Below are 19,691 nucleotides of genomic sequence, written 5' to 3' on the forward strand. Positions count from 1 at the left end.
GCATGGAGGATGGCAGAATATTTTAGCTAAAATCCTTTATACTGAGGAATGAAATCAATATTCAATTTTAAATACAATCTTGAATAAGAACCCTTATTTTTACGGAAATACAATTTAATTCCACCTAAATGAATATAACCACTGAAAATATACTTCTAGTCGGTTCTATACTACTTTTTATAAGTATAGTCGTCGGTAAGACTTCATATAAATTTGGAGTCCCTACCTTATTATTGTTTTTGGGGATTGGAATGTTGGCCGGTTCTGATGGCATTGGGGGAATCCGATTCGATGACCCTAAAATTGCACAATTCATTGGCATCGTATCCCTTAACTTTATATTATTCTCAGGAGGACTGGATACCAATTGGGGCTCTGTTAGGCCTATTTTGAAGGAAGGGCTTGTATTGTCGACATTGGGAGTATTATTCACCGCCCTTACCTTAGGTACATTTGTATGGTTTATTACCGACTTCACCATATATGAAAGTATGCTGCTGGGTTCCATTGTCTCCTCTACGGATGCTGCTGCCGTTTTTTCCATTTTGCGATCCAAAAGCATGGCCTTAAAAACCAATCTAAGACCTACCCTGGAATTGGAAAGCGGTAGTAACGACCCGATGGCTTATGTTTTAACCCTTGCATTCTTGACTTTGGTGATTCATCAAGATCAAAGTGTTTTTTCTATGATACCATTGTTTTTACAGCAGATGATCTTGGGTGGAGCAGCAGGTTTCGGTTTTGGGAAACTGAGTAAATACATAATCAACGGCCTTAAGCTCGACTTTGAAGGTCTCTACCCGGTTTTAGTAATAGCCCTGATGTTCGTTACATTTTCTGCAACCAACTTTGTTGGCGGAAATGGTTTTCTCGCCATATACATATGTGCCGTATATCTTGGAAATCAGGATTTGATACATAAGAAAACCATTCTAAAAATGTTCGATGGTCTGGCCTGGTTAATGCAAATAGTGCTGTTCCTTACCCTGGGCCTTTTGGTATTCCCGTCTCAAATTATTCCGTACATCGGAATAGGTCTACTTATTTCGTTATTTCTCATTTTGATTGCACGTCCTATCAGTGTTTTTCTTAGTCTGATTTTTTTCAAGATGCGGATGAAAAGACGATTTTATATTTCTTGGGTGGGTTTACGTGGAGCGGTGCCCATCGTATTTGCCACCTATCCACTCTTGGCCGGAATAGACAAAGCCCACATGATATTCAATATAGTTTTCTTCATATCGGTGACTTCTATTTTAATTCAAGGAACTACACTCTCTATCGTAGCTAAATGGTTGGACGTTGCAATACCTGAAAAAGCAAAGAAGCTAACACCTACAGATCTATTGTTTTCTGAAGATCCAAAGACTATTATGAGGGAAATAGCCGTAGGTTCGGACTGTTATGCCGCCAACAAAAAGATTGTTGAATTGGGCTTTCCAAAAAATGCGATAATTGCCATGATCAAAAGGGGGGATAAATTTATCACCCCTAGTGGATCTACTAAAATTGAGAGTGAGGATACACTAATTGTTTTAGCGGATCAACAAAAAATAATAGAAGAAGTATATAAAACACTGAGGATAGAATAGCCTAAAAACATTTTCTTTCATGCTACCGTGATGATCCGTTTTGTTACAAAATACAGCATAACAAGATAAGCTGAATAAAGCTATTCGATTTCAAAATATTTTTAGTTTTCACCCTGTTCTATATGGCTAGTACTATTCCTTTTTGTCCATCAAAGGATTGGGGTAATTATCGGATTGATCTTCTATGGTTTCATCCAAACAGACAAAATCCTTTTCCAAAAGTAGAAATAGTTCCTTGCCATTTTCCATGACAATGGTGTGTTGAAATCCTACACGATCGCTATTTGCCCAGACCAATTTATCCTTTTCAGGAAGGTACATTATAATGGTATCGTTTTTAAAATCAGCTTCCAAATGGGAAATATTATTCTTGCTCCGCAATACATATTTAAAGATGTGGTCCTTAAACTCTGTCTGCTCCTCATACAGTCCCTCTTTACAAAAGGTTTCCACCTCTGTCTTGGTTAGTCTATAGCGTATTGAGTTTCCTTTAATCCTTATTTTCATTTTAAATCTAACTTTAATAATAAACGTCCTGTCAAAGAAACCATTGCCCTTACTTTACTGTGAAGTCATTTCTAAACACAGTAAAATCACGCTTTGGACAAGAATTACTCCTCCGCAACAATTAGTTCCCTGCTATCCGTTTTATAGTTAATGGTTACCCTGGTACCCTTGCCGGGAATGGAATTAATAAAAAGACGCCCGTTGATATAGTTCATTCTCTCTTTCATAAAGAAAAGTCCCATACCACCTTCGCTTGTATTTTTGGGTACCTTTCCCAATATGGTATCGTCAAAGCCCTTGCCATCATCATCGATGACTACACTTAAAATATTGTCATTAAAGTTAATGGTAACCAAAATATAATTGGCCTCGGCGTACTTTATGGCATTATTTACCGCTTCCTGTACTACGCGATAAATATTTGTTTCTGCCAAGGAATTAAAACGTATGTTCTCTTCAGTCTTATTTTCGAAGAGTATATTTTTACCGGTAAGCTTGGAGAGTTCATGGGTCATTTTGTGCAATGCGGGAAAAATCCCATGATCACTAAGTTCCGGAGGGGTCAGGTTAAAAGTGGCAGTGCGCACTCCTTTGATCAAATCGCTCGCAAGGCTTTTAATGTATTCTATTTTCTCGGCCGTTTTTTCCTTATTGCTTAAATTGATCGATTCTATATTAAACTTCAAAGCAGTCAACATTTGTCCAATGCCATCATGGATATCTTTGGCAATTCTTTTGCGCTCCTCCTCCTGACCTTCAACAATCTGGCTAGCCTGTAACTGCTTTTGCCTCATGGTCTCTTCGTAATTGGCCTGCGTTAACTGGGCTACTTTTAGTTCGTTCTGCTTGCGTTCCGTTATATCTGAACATAATATTAGAATGGACTGTTGGGCACTGGATTGGTGCATTGGGATAATGGACATATCCAGCCAGAGCGACTCCCCTTTAGTAGTTTTGATCTTTATTTCTTCGGTCCTGATATTTTTCCTATTACTTTTTAATACTTCCGCCAGATATTGCTGTTGCCCTTCATCTGTTGTCAATATTTCATATAACGGCCTATTTAACTCCTGAGCGTTACGCCCTAAAAGTTCATTGAACTTCTTACTGATAAAAACAACATTTCCATCTTGTTTGGCACTTGCAAAAAGGGCGGCATTATCTATAACAAAATTAAGCTCCTGTAGTTCCTGTAAAGATTTTTCCTTTTCTTGGAAAAGTTTTTTAATCTCCTTGGCATTTTCATCCGATTTTTTGTGCGCGACAATTAAATTCTTGATAGTATTTCTAATTTGAAGGGAAAGAGGCTTAAATATGAAAAATATCTCCAAAATCAATATAAGGAGCGATATGGCCAATAATAGATATTCCTTAAACTTTAAATTCTGTAAATGTGTTTTACTAAGGACGTCATATTTATTGACGATGGCATCCATCATCGTTAAAAAAGTACGCTCATTTTCCAAAAGGATATCAACATACAATTGGTCCGGAATTGATTTTCCCGATTCCCTAAAATCGGCCAAGATATTTTCTACGGCACTTACCATGGCATCGTAATGAGGATTTATTTTATGAAAAAGCTCTTGGACTTCCTCATTCTCATCCTTTGAAATACCCATGGCCACATCACTGTGTTGAAGCGCTTGATGGGATTCTTTCCAAACCGTTAAGGTTTCCCTTAATTCTGCAAATATTTGATTTCTCTGTTCAGGATCGGACAATTCCTTTAATAGAAGTACTTCCTTGGTCAATTTTTGACTATAGGCCCTTTGCCTGCCAGCAACGTTGATCACTTTTGAATCGTCCAGTTGGGAATTTAAATGATGCTGAATCAAGATCTGGGCAACAACTATACTTAAGGCAATAGCGGCCAAGGCCAATAAATACCACTTCCGGATCCTTAGAAAGGTGGTAGTATCCAGGGGTGCATGGTAATTATCCTCGTTCATTTCCCAAAAGTGTTGTTCAAATTTAGACTTTATCCCTTAAGTGCTTTACCTACCAACTCTAGCGATTCCTTTGACAAGGGTAGCTTCAAGGCCGTGTCATGACCTTTTTCAGACATTTTTCGCCATGTTTTTTGAAGAATATCGATTAGTTTTTCCTCCGGATATTTATGTGAAAATGGCTCAAAATAGAATTCAAGAAATACCAGACAAATTACATCTTCCAAAGTCTGTGTCTCTGCATTTTTTTTGAGTTGCTTCTTTTCCAATAAAAAAGCTACCTTATCTATCATTTCTTGATCATAGCCCACTTCCCGGAGAATGGCACTAGCTTTCTCTGCATGAAATTTTTTCAGGTCCTGCCTCCATTTTAAATAGCCCGTCCTGTTCATTTCATAGGATTCCCTTGGTATCTCCCATCTGCGGATATGCTGACACCTAGCCGTAAGCTGTAAAGATTCCGGAGCCTCGGGATCAAATGTTTTTAACTTCTCTGTCATTCTCATGGCATATAGCAACTCCTTGGGATACTCCTTGCCCTGCCATACTTCTACATTAGGATCATTGGCATTTGCTTCGTCAAACAGGCGAAAGGCACTTTTCAATTTTTCTGTGGCCATAACTCACTTTGGTTTTTTCCAAAGCTATTCAGAAAAACCAATATAAACAAAGTCGTTCTCTATTTTAACCGGATATGTTGCTATGCTGTTCAAATCCCCATTTAGATGCTTGCCCGTTTTTAAGGAAAAGGAATTTTTATGCAGGGGACAGGCTACTTTGGGTTCGCCTTGATCTTCTCCTATCATTCCCCGAGAAAGGACCATTTCCATTTTATGGGGGCATAGATTCTGGCAGGCATACCATGTTCCTTCCCTTGTAAAATTAAAAACTGCAATTTGCATTCCCTTATATTTTACACAGGCACCACCGTTTTCTGGAAATTTTTCCACGGGGGCCGCCTTAAACCAAAGACTCACTTTTTCTGGTTCCACTGCTTCGTAAGTGTTTAAAATTGAAATCATCTGTCTATATTTTTAAAGGTCGTAATGCTAGTTGACCCCTTATTGAACATATTTTAATTAGTTATAAAAATTTGGATCCAACCTTAGAACTAGACCCAGGCCTTAGGCATTTTCTGTTCCCTTAAGGAAACAAATTCAATGTTGTCGTCAGTGTCTTCGGCGTTCACAAAATGGGTATATCTTGCCCTTATTTCTGGATTTTCTACAGCCTCTTTCCATTCGCATTTGTAGGTGTCCACCAAATACTGCATTTCGCTGTCTAACTGATCGGCAATGCCAAGGCTATCATTTATAACCACGTCTTTAACATAGTCTATACCACCTTCCAGTTTATCCAACCAAGCAGCGGTACGGGTTAGGGGAGGAGCGGTTTGTATATAGTACATTAAAAATCGATCTACATATTTGGTAGCCGTAATCTTGTCCACCTTTTCGGCAAGTAATTGTGCATGCTGTGGATTGGCTCCTCCATTTCCACAAATATATACGTTCCATCCACCTTCAACAGCGATAAAACCGAAATCCTTATTTCTGGCCTCTGCACATTCCCTTATACATCCGGAAACACCTCCCTTAATTTTGTGCGGGGAACGTATGCCCTTATAGCGATTCTCTATATCAATGGCAAAAGTCACACTTTCATCCATCCCATATCTACACCACGTAGAACCTACACAACTTTTCACGGTGCGCAGCGATTTTCCGTAGGCCTGGCCCGTTTCAAAGCCTTCCGCAATCAGTTCCTCCCATATAAATGGTAGTTCGTGCAATTGAGCCCCAAACATGTCTATACGTTGCCCGCCCGTAATTTTGGTGTACAGATCGTATTTTTGTGCTATTCTTCCGATGGCCAAAAGCTGTTTTGGGGTAATTTCTCCAGCTGCTACCCTTGGAACTACGGAATAGGTCCCGTTCCTTTGAATATTGGCCAAATATCGATCATTCGTGTCCTGTATGGTTGCTTGCCTATTGGCAGTTTCGTTATATATACTAGCGAATATAGAGGCTACTGCAGGCTTACAAACTTCACATCCATGTCCTTTTCCAACCTCGTCCAAAAGCGAATCATAATCCTCAATTTTTCTAAGTTTTACAATATCATATAGTTCCTGTCTGGAATATTCAAAATGCTCGCAAATGGACTCCTTAACTACTTTTCCCAGGGATTTGAGAGTTTCCTTCACCAAATCGTCTACCATTGGTTTGCACCCGCCGCAACCAGTAGTTGCCTTGGTAGCTTTGGAAATTGCTTTTACGCTTTCGTTGCCATCATCTTTTACGGAGCAACATATTTGTCCTTTGGTAACCGCTTCACAGGAGCACACCACTGCCGTATCCGGTAGGTCCATGGCACTGCCAAATGAAACATCCTCACCACCGCGACTTCCTAAAATTAGATTTTCAGGATTTTTGGGCAAGGGCATTTCATTGAGATACATCTGCAAGAGCATGTTATAATCTTTGGCATCACCTACCAAGATTCCGCCCAGAAGCCTTTTGCCGTCATGACTTACGTTAATTCTTTTATATAGACTCTCCGTTTTGTTTTCAAAAATGATGGAATGACCTTTTTCTGCCGGCATAAAGGGAGTTCCAAAACTGGCTACGTCCACACCTATCAGTTTAAGTTTGGTAGACATATCTATCTCTGCTGCCATGACCGTCTCCTCAATACCTAGAATTTGATCTACTGCAACACCTGCCATCTCGTATCCGGGAGCAACCAGACCATAGATCATTTGGTTATAAAGGGCTATTTCACCAATAGCAAAAATACTGGGGTCTGAAGTTCTCATTTTATTATCCACCACTATACCACCTCTGGTACCCATTTTAAGGCCGCAACTTTTTCCCAATTCGTCCCTAGGTCTTATTCCTGCGGAAATTACCAACATATCTACATTAAGGACATCATCTTCCCCAAATTCCATCCCTATGACATGGCCATTGCCCAAAATCTGATTGGTAGCTTTGCTCAAATGAATATTGATTCCCATAGATTCCAACTTCACCTGTAATACCTTACTACTCCTGGTATCCAACTGTCTGGGCATTAATTTAGGGGCAAACTCTACCACATGGGGCTCCATACCCATATCCATAACGGCCTTGGCCGCTTCAAGACCTAATAGTCCACCCCCCAAAATGGCCGCCTTTGGCCTTTCTACTGTTTTCTTTATTTTTTCCGCATAGGCCAAGGTATCTTCCAAATCTTCTATAGTCCTATAAACGAACACACCATCCTTATCAACTCCATTTATTTGTGGTACAAACGGACTAGAGCCGGTTGCCAACACCAAATAATCATAATTAAAGGTCTTTTCGCTGAGGGTGGTAATTGTTTTTGAATTTCTGTGAATATCCGTTACCCTCTCATTGGTATAAAGTTCAATGTTATTTTTCTGGTACCATTCTCTGGGAGCCATGGATAAACGCTCCGCATCACCATTTTCAAAATACTCACTTAAATGTACCCTATCATAGGCAACTCTTGGTTCTTCTCCGAAAACAATTAGTTTAAAGGAGTCTTGGTCAACTTTGGAAACAAATTTCTCACAGAATTTGTATCCAACCATTCCATTTCCAACTACAATTACGGTCTTCATACGTATACTATTAAATGTTACGTAGCAATATTACGTATAATTACGTAATATTTATATGTTTTTATGAAAATAAATACGTAGGTTTGTTGCGAAATTCTTAATTGCACATCTAAAAAAGTAGAAATCATGAGTATATCCAAAGACCCAAAAGTTAGCTTAGTAGGTGCTGGTCCGGGAAGTAGCGACCTTATTACCATTAGAGGATATAGAACATTGGAAGATGCAGATGTAATCTTATATGATGCTCTTATAAGTACGGATTTACTTCAGGAACTAAATCCGGATATTCCCAAAATCTATGTAGGGAAAAGATGTGGAGAGCATTCCCTAACCCAAGAGGAGATTAATAAACTAATAGTGGAAAAAGCCTTTATCCACGGACATGTTGTGCGATTAAAGGGAGGTGATCCTTTTGTTTTCGGTAGAGCCAGTGAAGAATTGGAATACGTGGAATCATTCGGTATACCTGTAACAGTGGTGCCAGGGGTAACCAGTGCCATAGCCGTTCCTGCCAGCCAGGGAATTCCGGTAACCAGACGGGGAATAAGCAGCAGCTTTTGGGTGATGACAGCCACAAAACGCGATGGCTCCTTTTCCGAAGATCTGGAGCTTGCTGCCAAGTCATCTGCTACCATGATCATATTAATGGGAGTACGTAGATTTTTGGAAATAGCTGATAAAATTGCTGAGAATAGAAATGGACTAACCCCTTTTGCCGTTATTCAAAATGGAACTGTTGAGAACGAAACCTGTGTAACTGGACTTCTAAAAGATGCAGGCTCCCTTGTTGACCAAATAGATATTACACAACCTGGAATAATAGTAGTTGGGGAAGTAGTAGCCGAACATCCGTCCTTTTTTGAAGAGGAAATCCAACGTGCACTCTACTATTAGGTATCAAACTAAAACCTCACATTTACAATATGGCAACAGGACTAACTAATTAATTACAATTTCACAATCGCAAGCTTAATATTTTCCCACCTTCATAAAAACACTACTTATTTACAGTATTACGTAAAAATAATAAGTAATAATACGTAGAAATACGTATTTTTGAATTGTTAAACGAAATAACTAATCCTATAAACAATTCAGTTATGAAAGAATTTGTCTCTGCTAAAGCTACGAAATTAGAACTTTTAAACTTGAGGAGTATCCCAATACGTACTTTTTGGATTACCTCCATAGCCTTTTTCATTTGTTTCTTTGCATGGTTCGGTATCGTTCCTTTTATGCCCGATGTTGTCAAAGACTTGGGATTGACCCCAACGCAAAAGTGGAATTCCATTATTTTGGCTGTTTCAGGAACCGTATTTGCCCGTTTGTTAATTGGAAAATTATGTGATAAATATGGTCCTAGATTATGCTATACCTATTTATTGATTCTGGGTTCCATCCCTGTTATACTTCTAGGTTTTGTACAAACCCCGCTACAATTTCTAATTTGTAGGTTATTTATTGGTTTTATTGGCGCTTCTTTCGTAATAACCCAATTCCATACTTCCATAATGTTCGCTCCCAATATAGTAGGTACGGCAAATGCTACGTCCGCAGGCTGGGGAAATCTAGGTGGAGGGGCCAACCGATTGGGAATGCCCTTGATCGCAGCAGGAGTTGTTAGTTTTGGAATTGCAGATGAAGTTGCCTGGAGATACTCTATGGTAATTGCCGGGGTTATTTGCTTCTCAATGGGACTTATATATTACTTCTTTACCAGGGATACGCCTGAAGGCAATTTTAAAGAATTGAAGCTGGCAGGTAAAATGCCTAATTTAAAGAAAGATGAAGTATCCTTCTTGAGCACATTAAAGGATTACAGGGTCTGGATCTTGTTTCTAGTTTACGCCACTTGTTTTGGAATAGAATTAACAGTATATGGTACCATGGACGATTATCTTCAGAATAGATTTGGCCTGGATCGTTCTACGGCAGGAAATTTAGTATTGTCGTTTGCCCTTATGAATATTTTTGCCCGGACGTTAGGCGGCTATTTTGGAGACCTGTTCGGTAAGTTCCGTGGCTTGCGCGGCAGGGTTGTTTTTCTTGCACTTATCCTGGCTACGGAGGGCCTAATGCTTTCCATCTTTTCAGTGACCACCAGTCTGGTATTTGGCATGATATTTTTGATAGCTTTTAGTCTTACCGTTCAAATGGCAGAAGGCGCCACTTTCTCAGTTGTGCCGTTTATTAACAAGAAGGCAATAGGATCTATTTCCGGAATTGTTGGGGCGGGAGGAAACGTAGGGGCCTTTCTGGCCGCCATGTTATTAAAATCCAAATCGGCCGTGGCCGAAAGTGCTGCCATAGCTGCCAACAGCGAGTTGGGCGAGCAGGCTGTAAAGGCTGCCCAGACTACCGCTGCCGCTTCTGCAGTATCCAGCGGATTTTTTGTAATAGGAGGATTTATAGTATTAGCAGCCCTTCTATCCCTGGCTATTAAGTTTGCTACGGCCGATGAAATGGCTGTTATTGAAGAAACTGAGGCAGAGCTTATATTATCAGGAGTCGATAAATAAATGGGGAATTGTCTGCCGTGCCCCTTGTGGCACTTTTACCCAAAAAACCACTGAAATTTAAAACAGAAAACGGAATGGATAATTGCGATTATTTCATTCCGTAATTCTGATCAAAATACGACACAGGAAACAATAATTCTTTACAGGAACCTGGACGATTAATGGCAATTTTATTCTTATGTTTACTGGTTCTACTCCTAAAAAAATAAATACCTATCTACAGATGAAACGAATATATCTTTTATTTACCCTAATAGCCCTTTATGGATCAATTGCCAAAGCACAGTTTACCTTGGATGGGGAATTTAGACCTCGAACCGAATTACGTCACGGTTTTGGCAGTATAATTGCCGAAGATGCAGACGCCGGTTTTGGGGTTTCAACCCGTATCCGATTAAATGCGGGCTATACTATTGATGCCTATACATTTTATCTAAGCCTTCAAGACGTTATGGTATGGGGCGAAAACAGACAGCTGCTACCAGATGATGAGAATAATTCCTTCGCTGTTTTCGAGGCTTGGGCAGATATAAATTTGGGAAGTAATTTTTCCGCCAAATTGGGAAGACAGACCTTGGACTATGATGACCAGCGAATAATGGGTAGTGTTGGCTGGACACAACAGGCACGTAACCATGATGCCGCTATATTAAAATACGCCAAAGAGAGTTTTCAGTTGGATCTAGGATTGGCCTATAGCCAGGATTATGATAATCCAAGTGGTTTTCAATCGGTTGGGAATGCCTATAACACTACTGGGTTCTTCTCCTATAAAACCATGCAATACCTTTATTTAAAGGAGAATTGGAAAAACTTAAGCGGGAGCCTATTACTGTTGAACAATGGCTTCCAGAATTTTGAAGTTGATGGTACAACACCCGACGGTATAAGCAATTTACAGACCCTAGGCACACATTTAGATTATAAAAAGGGAAGTTTCGGGGCTGCTTTGAACGCTTTTCTTCAAACTGGGGAAAGACAAGGTGCAGTTGATGTAGGAGGAGCTTATTTGTTGGGACTTGATTTCAACTATAATGCTTCTGCCAAAGTAAGTCTTGGCGCCGGTATGGAAATCATTAGTGGTAATGATGCCGGTACCACCGATAAAACAGAGGCCTTTTTCCCCCTGTATGGTACCAATCATAAATTCAATGGATTTATGGATTATTTCTACGTAGGAAATCATGCCAATTCTGTTGGTTTGTTCGATGTTCATATAAGTGCCAATTTCAAGCTTGGGGAGAAATCTAGCTTAATGGTCAAGGCACTTAACTTTAGTGGAGAACAAGAATTGCCCAGTGGGGAAAAATCATTGGGGACAGAATTGGATCTTGTTTTTTCACAGGCATTCAACGGTTATTCCCTACAACTCGGTTATTCCCAAATGTTTGCCAATGATGGCATGTATGAATTAAAGGGTATCACTGAGGATGCTGCCGCCAGTAGCCAAAACTGGGCATGGGCCATGTTGGTCATCAAACCCAAATTTTTGAATACTTCCAAATAGACCAATAATCATCAAAGCCCCGAAATTATCGGGGTTTTTGATTTAATACCCACAGCAGTACATCTTCATTAAAGGGCTCGTGACCAAAATGGGGTACCACAATAAACCATAGATAAAATGCCTTTGTGATTGAGGTTATAATCAAAATTGCAACATCTATTTTCCCCGTATGAATACTTAGTTTTAATTTTATCCTATATTTGTTGGGAAAGAATAGACTATTGTGGATAAAACAACGCGTATTGTATTGGCCGATGACCATTCCCTGGTAAGGGATGGTATTAGGGCATTGTTGGAAGAAGATGCCAATTATGAGGTGATCGGTGAGGTATCCAATGGCAAGGAGGCCGTTCAAATGGTATTGGATAAAAAACCCGATCTCTTGATTATTGATATCCGAATGCCCGAAATGAATGGTATAGAAGCCGTAGAGGAACTCAAAAAACATTCTTCAACCACCAAATCCATTATACTTTCCATGCACGATTCCGAGGAGTACATCCTGAAATCGGTAAATGCCGGAGCAAGTGGCTATCTCCTGAAGGATACCGGAAAAACCGAATTTCTTAAGGCCATTTCCACAGTTGAACAAGGTGGTAAATATTTCAGTGGTGATATTTCCAATGTTTTGGTAAACAATCTGTTGAGTCAGGGACAGACAAAACAGGAAAGTAAGCTTCCGCCAAAAAACGGAAATAACTCCTTTGGGATTACAAGTAAGGAATTACAAATACTGGAACTTGTCCTTTCAGGGCTTACCAATAAACAAATTTCCGAAAAACTTCAAAAAAGCAAACGCACCATTGAAACACATCGCTTTAATCTAATGAGAAAAATGGGCGTAAATAACCTAATGGACCTGGCCAGAAAGGCACAGGAATATAAGCTGATCTAAATCTGTCAAAACTGATTTTTTATTGATTTACAGGGGTTTATCATGTAATTGATAAATGGTGTATTCTGTAATATCCAATGAAAAAGCAATATTATTGTCTTTTCGTCAATATTCTGCCCAACTATTATCAATAAATTACTACGTATTTATACTTAATTTGGTAATTTTAGATCATATTTAATTGGTTTCTTTTAATACAAGGATTTTATGCAGAAAAAGAACGAACATAAAACTATTTGCTCCTACTGTGGGGTTGGGTGCGGCATTGTGGTGGAACAGGACTCCAAGGGCAATATTAGTGTTGAAGGAGATCAAGATTATCCCGTTAACAAAGGTATGTTATGTTCCAAAGGGAAGAATCTTAATTACGTGGCCCAGGATGTTAGTGACCGGATCTTATATCCAGAAATGAGATGGAGCAGAAATCACCCTTTACAAAGAGTTTCGTGGGATACTGCCTTTGACAGGGCCGCTGCCGTATTTAAGAGCATTATTGAAAAACATGGTCCTGATAGTGTAGGCTTCTATGTTTCTGGCCAATGTCTTACTGAAGAATATTATTTAGTTAATAAATTGACCAAGGGTTTTATAGGTACCAATAATATTGATACCAATTCCAGACTCTGCATGAGTTCTGCCGTAGTGGGTTATAAAAAAATGTTGGGAGAGGATTCCGTACCTATTTCATATGAAGACATAGAGCTATCGGATTGTTTCCTTATTGCAGGGGCCAATCCTGCCTGGTGCCATCCTATCCTTTTTAGAAGAATAGAAAATCACAAGGAGAACAATCCGGACGTAAAAATTATTGTGGTAGACCCTAGGAAAACACAGACCTGTGCCGCGGCGGATCTTCATTTACAAATTTTACCTGGAACGGATGTAATTCTTTTCAATGCCATAGCCCGCTGGTTGATTGAAAAGAAAAAAATAGACAGGAACTTCATTAAAAAGCATACCGTAAATTTCGATGCGGTTAAGGATAGCGCCTTTCAACTTTCAATGAAAAAGGCTGCTGAACTTTGTGGAATTCCTGTAGAGGACATCAAGAAGGCGGCCATGTATATAGGCAACGCCAATGCTTTTATAAGTATGTGGACTATGGGGCTAAACCAAAGTGTCATTGGTGTTTCCAAAAACGTGGCATTAATGAATCTGTCACTGCTTACCGGACAAATCGGAAAACCTGGGGCCGGACCATTTTCACTTACCGGGCAACCCAACGCCATGGGAGGTAGGGAAGTAGGGGGTATGGCCAGCTTACTCGCAGCCCATAGGGAATTGGGCAATCCCAAACACCGCAAGGAAGTGTCGGATTTTTGGGGTGGAAAAGAAATAAAATCCGAGCCTGGCTATACCGCCACAGAGATGTTCGACGCTTTGGAAAATGGAAAGATGAAGGCGGTATGGATTATCTGTACCAATCCAATTGTGAGCTTGCCCAATGTACATAAGGCCGAAAAGGCATTAAAAAATGCCAATTTCGTTGTAGTACAGGATATTTCCCATAATTCGGAGACGACCAAATTTGCTGACCTGCTCTTACCTGCCGCAGGCTGGTTGGAAAAGGAAGGGACTATGACCAATTCCGAGAGACGGATAAGTTATCTTCCCAAAGTAATTGATGCGCCAGGAGAGGCTTTACCGGACGCAGAAATTTTATGGAAGTTTGCACAAAAAATGGGATATCATGGATTTGACTATAAAAATGCCAGCGAAGTATATGACGAACACTGCCTTTTAACAAAAGGTACCGAAATAGATATATCGGGTTTATCCTATGATCGATTAAAGAACGAAGGTAGCTTTCAATGGCCGGTACCCCACGACAAACATATGGGTACCCCCAGACTCTTTACGGATTACCAATTCTTTACCAACGATAGGAAGTCGCACTTCAATGCTCCCTATTCACTTTACAATAAGTCGGAATTAACAACCCCCGAATACCCCTTAATTCTCAATACAGGCAGGATAAGGGACCAATGGCATACCCGCACAAAAACCGGAAAGGTGAAGCGTCTGCTTACCCATATTCCGGATCCATATTTGGAAATGAACAAAGTGGATGCCTATTTGCGAAAATTAAAGGATGGGGATATAGCCGTGATAAAAAGCAGGAGAGGAACGGTCCGGGTTAAAGTGAAGGTGAATTTTGATATACGCGAGAAAGTAGTCTTCCTTCCAATGCATTGGGGCAAAGTCCTGAATAATGATTTTGGAAGGGCAAATAACTTGACCAATGACCTAGTTGATCCGGTATCCAAGGAACCGGATTTTAAGTATTGTGCCGTAGAGGTGGCCAAGTATGTAAAGCCGAAACAGAAAATTCTGATTATCGGGGCCGGAGCAGCGGCTTATAGATTTATCCAGACCTATAGGGAAAAAAATGAAACCGATGAGCTTCATGTCTTCTCCAAGGAAAAAGACCCTTTTTACAATAGGGTATTACTCCCAGAATATGTGAGTGAGGAACTCTCATGGGAAGCTCTGGAAAAACTAAAAAAAGGCGAGCTCGAAAAATTGGATATTACCCTACATTCAGGTTTAGGGGTAACCCAAATAGATAGGAAAAATAAAACCGTCATGGACGATGATGGTTTTGAGCACGCCTATGATATACTTGTAATGGCTACAGGAAGTAGGGCCTTTGTACCAAGTGAAGTGCAAATAAACATGCCAGGTCGTTTTACGATGAGAGAGCGTGGGGATGCCGATAAATTACGAAAATATTTAGAGGATACCGGCCTTCCATCAGAAGAGCAACATGTGGTAATTGTGGGAGGTGGACTTTTGGGATTGGAGTTGGCGGCAGCGCTTAAGAACAGAAATGTTAATATAAGTATCATTCAACGTGCCCCTAGATTAATGGAAAGACAGTTGGATAGAATTGCAAGTCGACTATTGGCCGAGGATGTAAGCGACCGCGGGATTAAAGTTTATTTTGATAATGAAGTAAGTACCGTATTCGAGGAAAGGGATGACAAAAACTCCCTTTCAATTACCTTAAAAACAGGAAGGACCATAAAATGTAATGCCATTGTTTACGCTATTGGTACCCGTCCCAATATTGAGTTGGCAAAGCATTCCGATCTTAAAACAGGCAGGGGAGTGGTAGTCAATGAATATTTACAGACCAGTGATCCAAATATTTTTGCCCTTGGTGAAATTGCAGAATTTAGAAATGCCCTTTTTGGGATAACATCGGCTGCCGAGCAACAGGCCGATACTGCGGCAAAATATATTTTGGGCGACTTTAGCAGTATTTACAATGGATCTATCCTCATGAATATTTTAAAGTTCGAAAATCTGGACCTCTGTAGTCTGGGTATGGTGAATGCCCCTCTGGATGACAATAGCTATGAGGAAATTATCCTAATGGATGTCAGCAAGAAATACTACAAAAAATGTATAGTAAAGGATGATACCCTAAAAGGTGCTATCCTAATGGGAGATAAAAACGAGTTTGCCGAATTTAAAAGATTAATTGAGGAAGAAATTGAACTATCGGAAAAACGGAACGAGCTACTTAGAGGGCAAAAAAATTCTGTCCCTTTAAAAGGAAAATTGGTATGCTCCTGCAGTCAGGTCGGAGAGGGCAATCTAATTGAAACAATCAATACTGGATGTGAAGACTTCTCAAAACTGTGCTCAGAAACTGGAGCAGGGCTTGGCTGCGGAAGTTGTAAACCTGAAATACAGGATATTTTACGCAAACAATTACAAACAGTTACCTCATAAAATATATCGCTATGAATGATGATTTACACCGAATATTGATCAAGGGAGGAGTTACTTCTCCAGGGGAATTAAAGGATATCATTGCCATGTTGGAAGCAGGGGGGCTGAAAGAAGTATTTTTTGGATCGCGGCAAGATTTGCTGTTCCCTTTGCAAAATGCCAAGGAGGAACAATTGGAACAAATATCAAAATTCAACACCGATATTGTTAGCGATAGAAGTTACCAAAATATAGTAACGTCCTATGTGTCTGCAGATATTTTTGATATGACCAACTGGCTCAAGGGTTCTACTTATTTATACATTTTGGAGGGTTTTGATTATCTGCCCAAATTAAAAATAAACATCACCGACCCCAAGCAACGTTTGGTTCCAATTTTTAATGGCAACCTTAACTTTATTGCCTCGGATAGTGAGGATTATTGGTACCTGAACATTAAACTTCCGCACTGGACAAAATCTGTTTACTACCCTGTCTTAATTTATAGTTGGGACATCCATACCGTAGCCAAGGCTATTGAGGAAATATACCAGGATGTAGCGGATATAGACGAACTATTTTTTATTCTCAATAAAAAATTGGATACCAATAATAGAACCATTGAACGTGAGCTGGTGGTTCCTTACATTAAATTTCCTTATTATGAAGGAATGAACAGAATGGGCCTGGATCAATATTGGCTGGGACTTTATTGGCGAAACAATAGATACGATCTCGATTTTCTAAAAAAATTATGTGGCTTTTGTCTGGACAATAGCATTGGGAAAATATGCATTACGCCGTGGAAGTCATTTATTATAAAGGGAATAAAAAGCTCCAGCAGGCCCGAACTGGAACGTTTCCTAGGACAAAAAGGGATCAATATTCGCCACTCCCAATTGGAAATGAACTGGCACCTACCGGTGGATGATATGGAAGCACTGGAATTGAAAAAATTCTTGGTGCTAAGTTTTGATCAGAACGATATCAGCACCTACGGACTAACCTTTGGAATAAGCAATGAAACGGGGAAGCGCACTCATTTTTCTTCTGTTATTATTGAAAAGAACACCCCACCAACCATAGTAAAGGATTTTTCGGTAAGGCCTACCTACAACGTATTGCATTTTAAAAATTTTGATCCCAATACCCAAGAATATCAAGTATATGCCCAGGACGTGGATAAGATAGAGTTACCAGGTCTGTTAATGGAACTGAGCAAACATTATTTTGATCAATTGGGAAGGGCCGTGGCCAAAAAGGAATCCCCAAAGAATACAAATGTTGATATTTTGAAAGAAGTTTATCAATGTAGCTCTTGTTTCACCGTGTACGACCAAACCTACGGTGATGCCAAAGCGCAGGTCGTTGTTGGAACTCCATTTGAAGACCTTACAGAGGATTACTGCTGTCCTGTGTGTTCTGCTCCAAAATCCGATTTTAAGAAAATGAAACTGCAAATATTGTAATGGCTGCAAAGCCATCATATGTGAATAGGCACTATTAAAAAGTTGGTTAGTAGATTAAGGAAATATTAGGATGTCTAACCCCACTACAGTGGTTACTACCTAGTGCCGGGTAGTCACACTTGGATTTACAGCCTATTATTTATTGTATAATACCAACCATTTTACAAATTCTTGCCGATTTTTGAAGTGTGGTTCCAAGTATTTTAAGTCGTCCTTAAAACCCCTTTTTTTATTAATAATTAGATATGTGTTGGTACTATAGGAGAGCGAATCCAGACGTGTGACCATTACATCATCATTTATATCCCAAAGGTCATCTTTCCATTCTTCATCCTTTTGAAACTGTACTTCCCGATTTGTGGTGTTGTTCCTTAATTTTAAAGTGATCGGATTGTTCCCAGAATACATCGGTATGGAAGATAGAAGATAATCATAAACAGCAATAGTCTTGTTTTCTTTTGGGGTGACATTATTGATGAAACCGATCATTTCTTTGGTAGAGTTGAAAGTTGAACCGTTGTGGGCCATTATAGAAGTTGATAATAAAATTAAGGCAGCACCAAAACTTGCTCCCAATAAAGCCGGTTTTTCCGGCACATTGTTATCTAAGTAAAAAAATAAGGACACAAAGAGGATCACCAAAACAATACCAATTACTAATGTTACGTTAGAAATATGGATAAATTGGGGCTTCCAAAGCCAAAATCCAAGTATCCCCAAGAACAAACAACTCATCAAAACTGTATAGGCCAGGCTCAAGGTATTGAGAATAGATACACTAACCTTATACAATTGTACAGCAATTAATATGGCCAACATCCAAAACATGGGAAGAATATACAGCAGCATTTTAGTTCTGAAGACCGAAAAAATCAAGAAAAGAAAAACACTTGAAATCAACAATAACCGTTCTTCCCTTCCAAAATTCAGGAATATACTGGCCTTTCTTTTAAAATTTCGGAAAATAATCCACCACCACGGAAGTGTAAGACCAATAATTAAAGGAATATAAAACCAAAAAGGCTTGGAGCGATTAAAGGAATGCGATGTTATCCGTGATATAAGTTGATCCGTTACAAAATAATCCCATAAGCCAGTATTGTTTATAACTACCAAAATATACCAGCTTGAAGCAAGAAAAAGACATAACCCAAATCCCAGGATATGATGTATGCTGATTTTTGAATTTCGCTTGAATATTGCCTTATAAACTATAATATAGGTCAGAATAAACAAAAGTGCTACAGGTCCTTTGGTTAGCAAGGCCAATGCCGCCAATAGATAAAATATATAAACACCAACTATTTTGCCCTTGGTAGTATAGTACTGCCAGCAGTAAAGGGACCCAAGTATAAAAGTAGTGAGGTAGGCATCTGTTGTTAAGTTGCGACTAGAAATCAGTACTAAGGGCATAGCAAAATATACAAGACCGGAAGCAAAAGCTATTTTTCTTTCATTAAAAAGCAACCGAGCCATACCATAGACCAATGCCATTTGAAGCACAATGGCTATTTGAAGAAAGAACCTGGCACCAAACTCATTGATCCCAAAAATACGGTAGCCCAAAGTGGTGATATAATAAGTTATGGGTGGCTTATGAAAGTGAAAAATACCGAGAAGCTTTGGATTGAGATAGTCCTTGGAACTTAGCATTTCCTTACTGATTTCGGCGTATCTAGCTTCACTGGTCTCAGTAAATCCATAAGAACCAACACCTGCCAGCAGTATAGCCAATGCAACAACCAAGAAAAACAGATAATGTTTATTGGTGACCACTTTGGATAACATTATTTCCATTTTGAATAGTAAAAATACGAATCTTCAATAAGGAATTCTTTATACTATCATATTAATTGATTAAATCTATGTAATGAACTTGAAAAGAGTAATGTATATAGGTGCTCA

13 protein-coding genes are annotated in these 19,691 nt (G+C 39.4%); 7 read left to right on the top strand and 6 right to left on the bottom strand.

Annotated elements, in window-relative coordinates:
* Window positions 1-128 precede the first annotated feature (128 nt).
* Window positions 129-1,592 (top strand): potassium/proton antiporter, encoded by a 1,464-nt coding sequence (locus tag U735_RS0111305; protein ID WP_031443921.1) that lies wholly within the window; start codon window positions 129-131, stop codon window positions 1,590-1,592.
* Between the two features lie 132 nt (window positions 1,593-1,724).
* On the opposite strand, the gene U735_RS0111310 is transcribed toward U735_RS0111305, so the two are convergent.
* The 5 genes from U735_RS0111310 to nirB all read right to left on the bottom strand — a co-directional run bounded on the left by U735_RS0111310 (window position 1,725) and on the right by nirB (window position 7,676).
* Window positions 1,725-2,099 (bottom strand): DUF7009 family protein, encoded by a 375-nt coding sequence (locus tag U735_RS0111310; RefSeq protein WP_031443922.1) that lies wholly within the window; start codon window positions 2,097-2,099, stop codon window positions 1,725-1,727.
* Between the two features lie 104 nt (window positions 2,100-2,203).
* A complete protein-coding gene (locus tag U735_RS0111315) occupies window positions 2,204-4,051 on the bottom strand; it encodes a sensor histidine kinase (RefSeq protein WP_031443923.1) in 1,848 nt (615 codons plus the stop codon).
* Window positions 4,052-4,080: 29 nt separating this feature from the next.
* Window positions 4,081-4,668, bottom strand: a complete 588-nt coding sequence (locus U735_RS0111320) for a DUF4202 domain-containing protein (protein WP_031443924.1) — start codon at window positions 4,666-4,668, stop codon at window positions 4,081-4,083.
* Between the two features lie 24 nt (window positions 4,669-4,692).
* Window positions 4,693-5,070: a nitrite reductase small subunit NirD gene (nirD, locus tag U735_RS0111325; RefSeq protein WP_031443925.1), complete on the bottom strand. Its 378-nt coding sequence runs from the start codon at window positions 5,068-5,070 to the stop codon at window positions 4,693-4,695.
* Between the two features lie 89 nt (window positions 5,071-5,159).
* On the bottom strand, window positions 5,160-7,676 hold the full coding sequence (nirB, locus tag U735_RS0111330) for a nitrite reductase large subunit NirB (protein ID WP_031443926.1): 2,517 nt from the start codon (window positions 7,674-7,676) through the stop codon (window positions 5,160-5,162).
* Window positions 7,677-7,802: 126 nt separating this feature from the next.
* On the opposite strand from nirB, the gene cobA reads away from it, so the two are divergent.
* From cobA to U735_RS0111360, 6 genes are all read left to right on the top strand, one after another.
* On the top strand, window positions 7,803-8,570 hold the full coding sequence (gene cobA / locus U735_RS0111335; RefSeq protein ID WP_031443927.1) for a uroporphyrinogen-III C-methyltransferase: 768 nt from the start codon (window positions 7,803-7,805) through the stop codon (window positions 8,568-8,570).
* Between the two features lie 206 nt (window positions 8,571-8,776).
* Complete coding sequence (locus U735_RS0111340; protein ID WP_031443928.1) at window positions 8,777-10,195, top strand: MFS transporter; 1,419 nt, start codon at window positions 8,777-8,779, stop codon at window positions 10,193-10,195.
* Between the two features lie 223 nt (window positions 10,196-10,418).
* The gene (locus U735_RS0111345) at window positions 10,419-11,702 is read left to right on the top strand and encodes an alginate export family protein (protein ID WP_031443929.1); all 1,284 of its coding nucleotides are present in this window, start codon (window positions 10,419-10,421) and stop codon (window positions 11,700-11,702) included.
* 223 nt (window positions 11,703-11,925) lie between these two features.
* Complete coding sequence (locus U735_RS0111350; protein WP_031443930.1) at window positions 11,926-12,597, top strand: response regulator transcription factor; 672 nt, start codon at window positions 11,926-11,928, stop codon at window positions 12,595-12,597.
* Between the two features lie 207 nt (window positions 12,598-12,804).
* Entirely contained in the window at window positions 12,805-16,338 is a 3,534-nt protein-coding gene (locus U735_RS0111355) for a nitrate reductase (protein WP_031443931.1), read from the top strand.
* A gap of 11 nt (window positions 16,339-16,349) precedes the next feature.
* Window positions 16,350-17,786, top strand: coding sequence for a rubredoxin (locus tag U735_RS0111360; protein ID WP_031443932.1), 1,437 nt, complete (start codon window positions 16,350-16,352; stop codon window positions 17,784-17,786).
* Between the two features lie 135 nt (window positions 17,787-17,921).
* Here the strand turns inward: U735_RS0111360 and U735_RS0111365 are convergent, their stop codons facing one another.
* Window positions 17,922-19,583, bottom strand: coding sequence for an ArnT family glycosyltransferase (locus tag U735_RS0111365; protein ID WP_232233250.1), 1,662 nt, complete (start codon window positions 19,581-19,583; stop codon window positions 17,922-17,924).
* Between the last annotated feature and the right edge of the window lie 108 nt (window positions 19,584-19,691).

It is taken from the genome of Arenibacter algicola (genome assembly GCF_000733925.1).
Taxonomy (GTDB): Bacteria; Bacteroidota; Bacteroidia; order Flavobacteriales; family Flavobacteriaceae; genus Arenibacter; species Arenibacter algicola.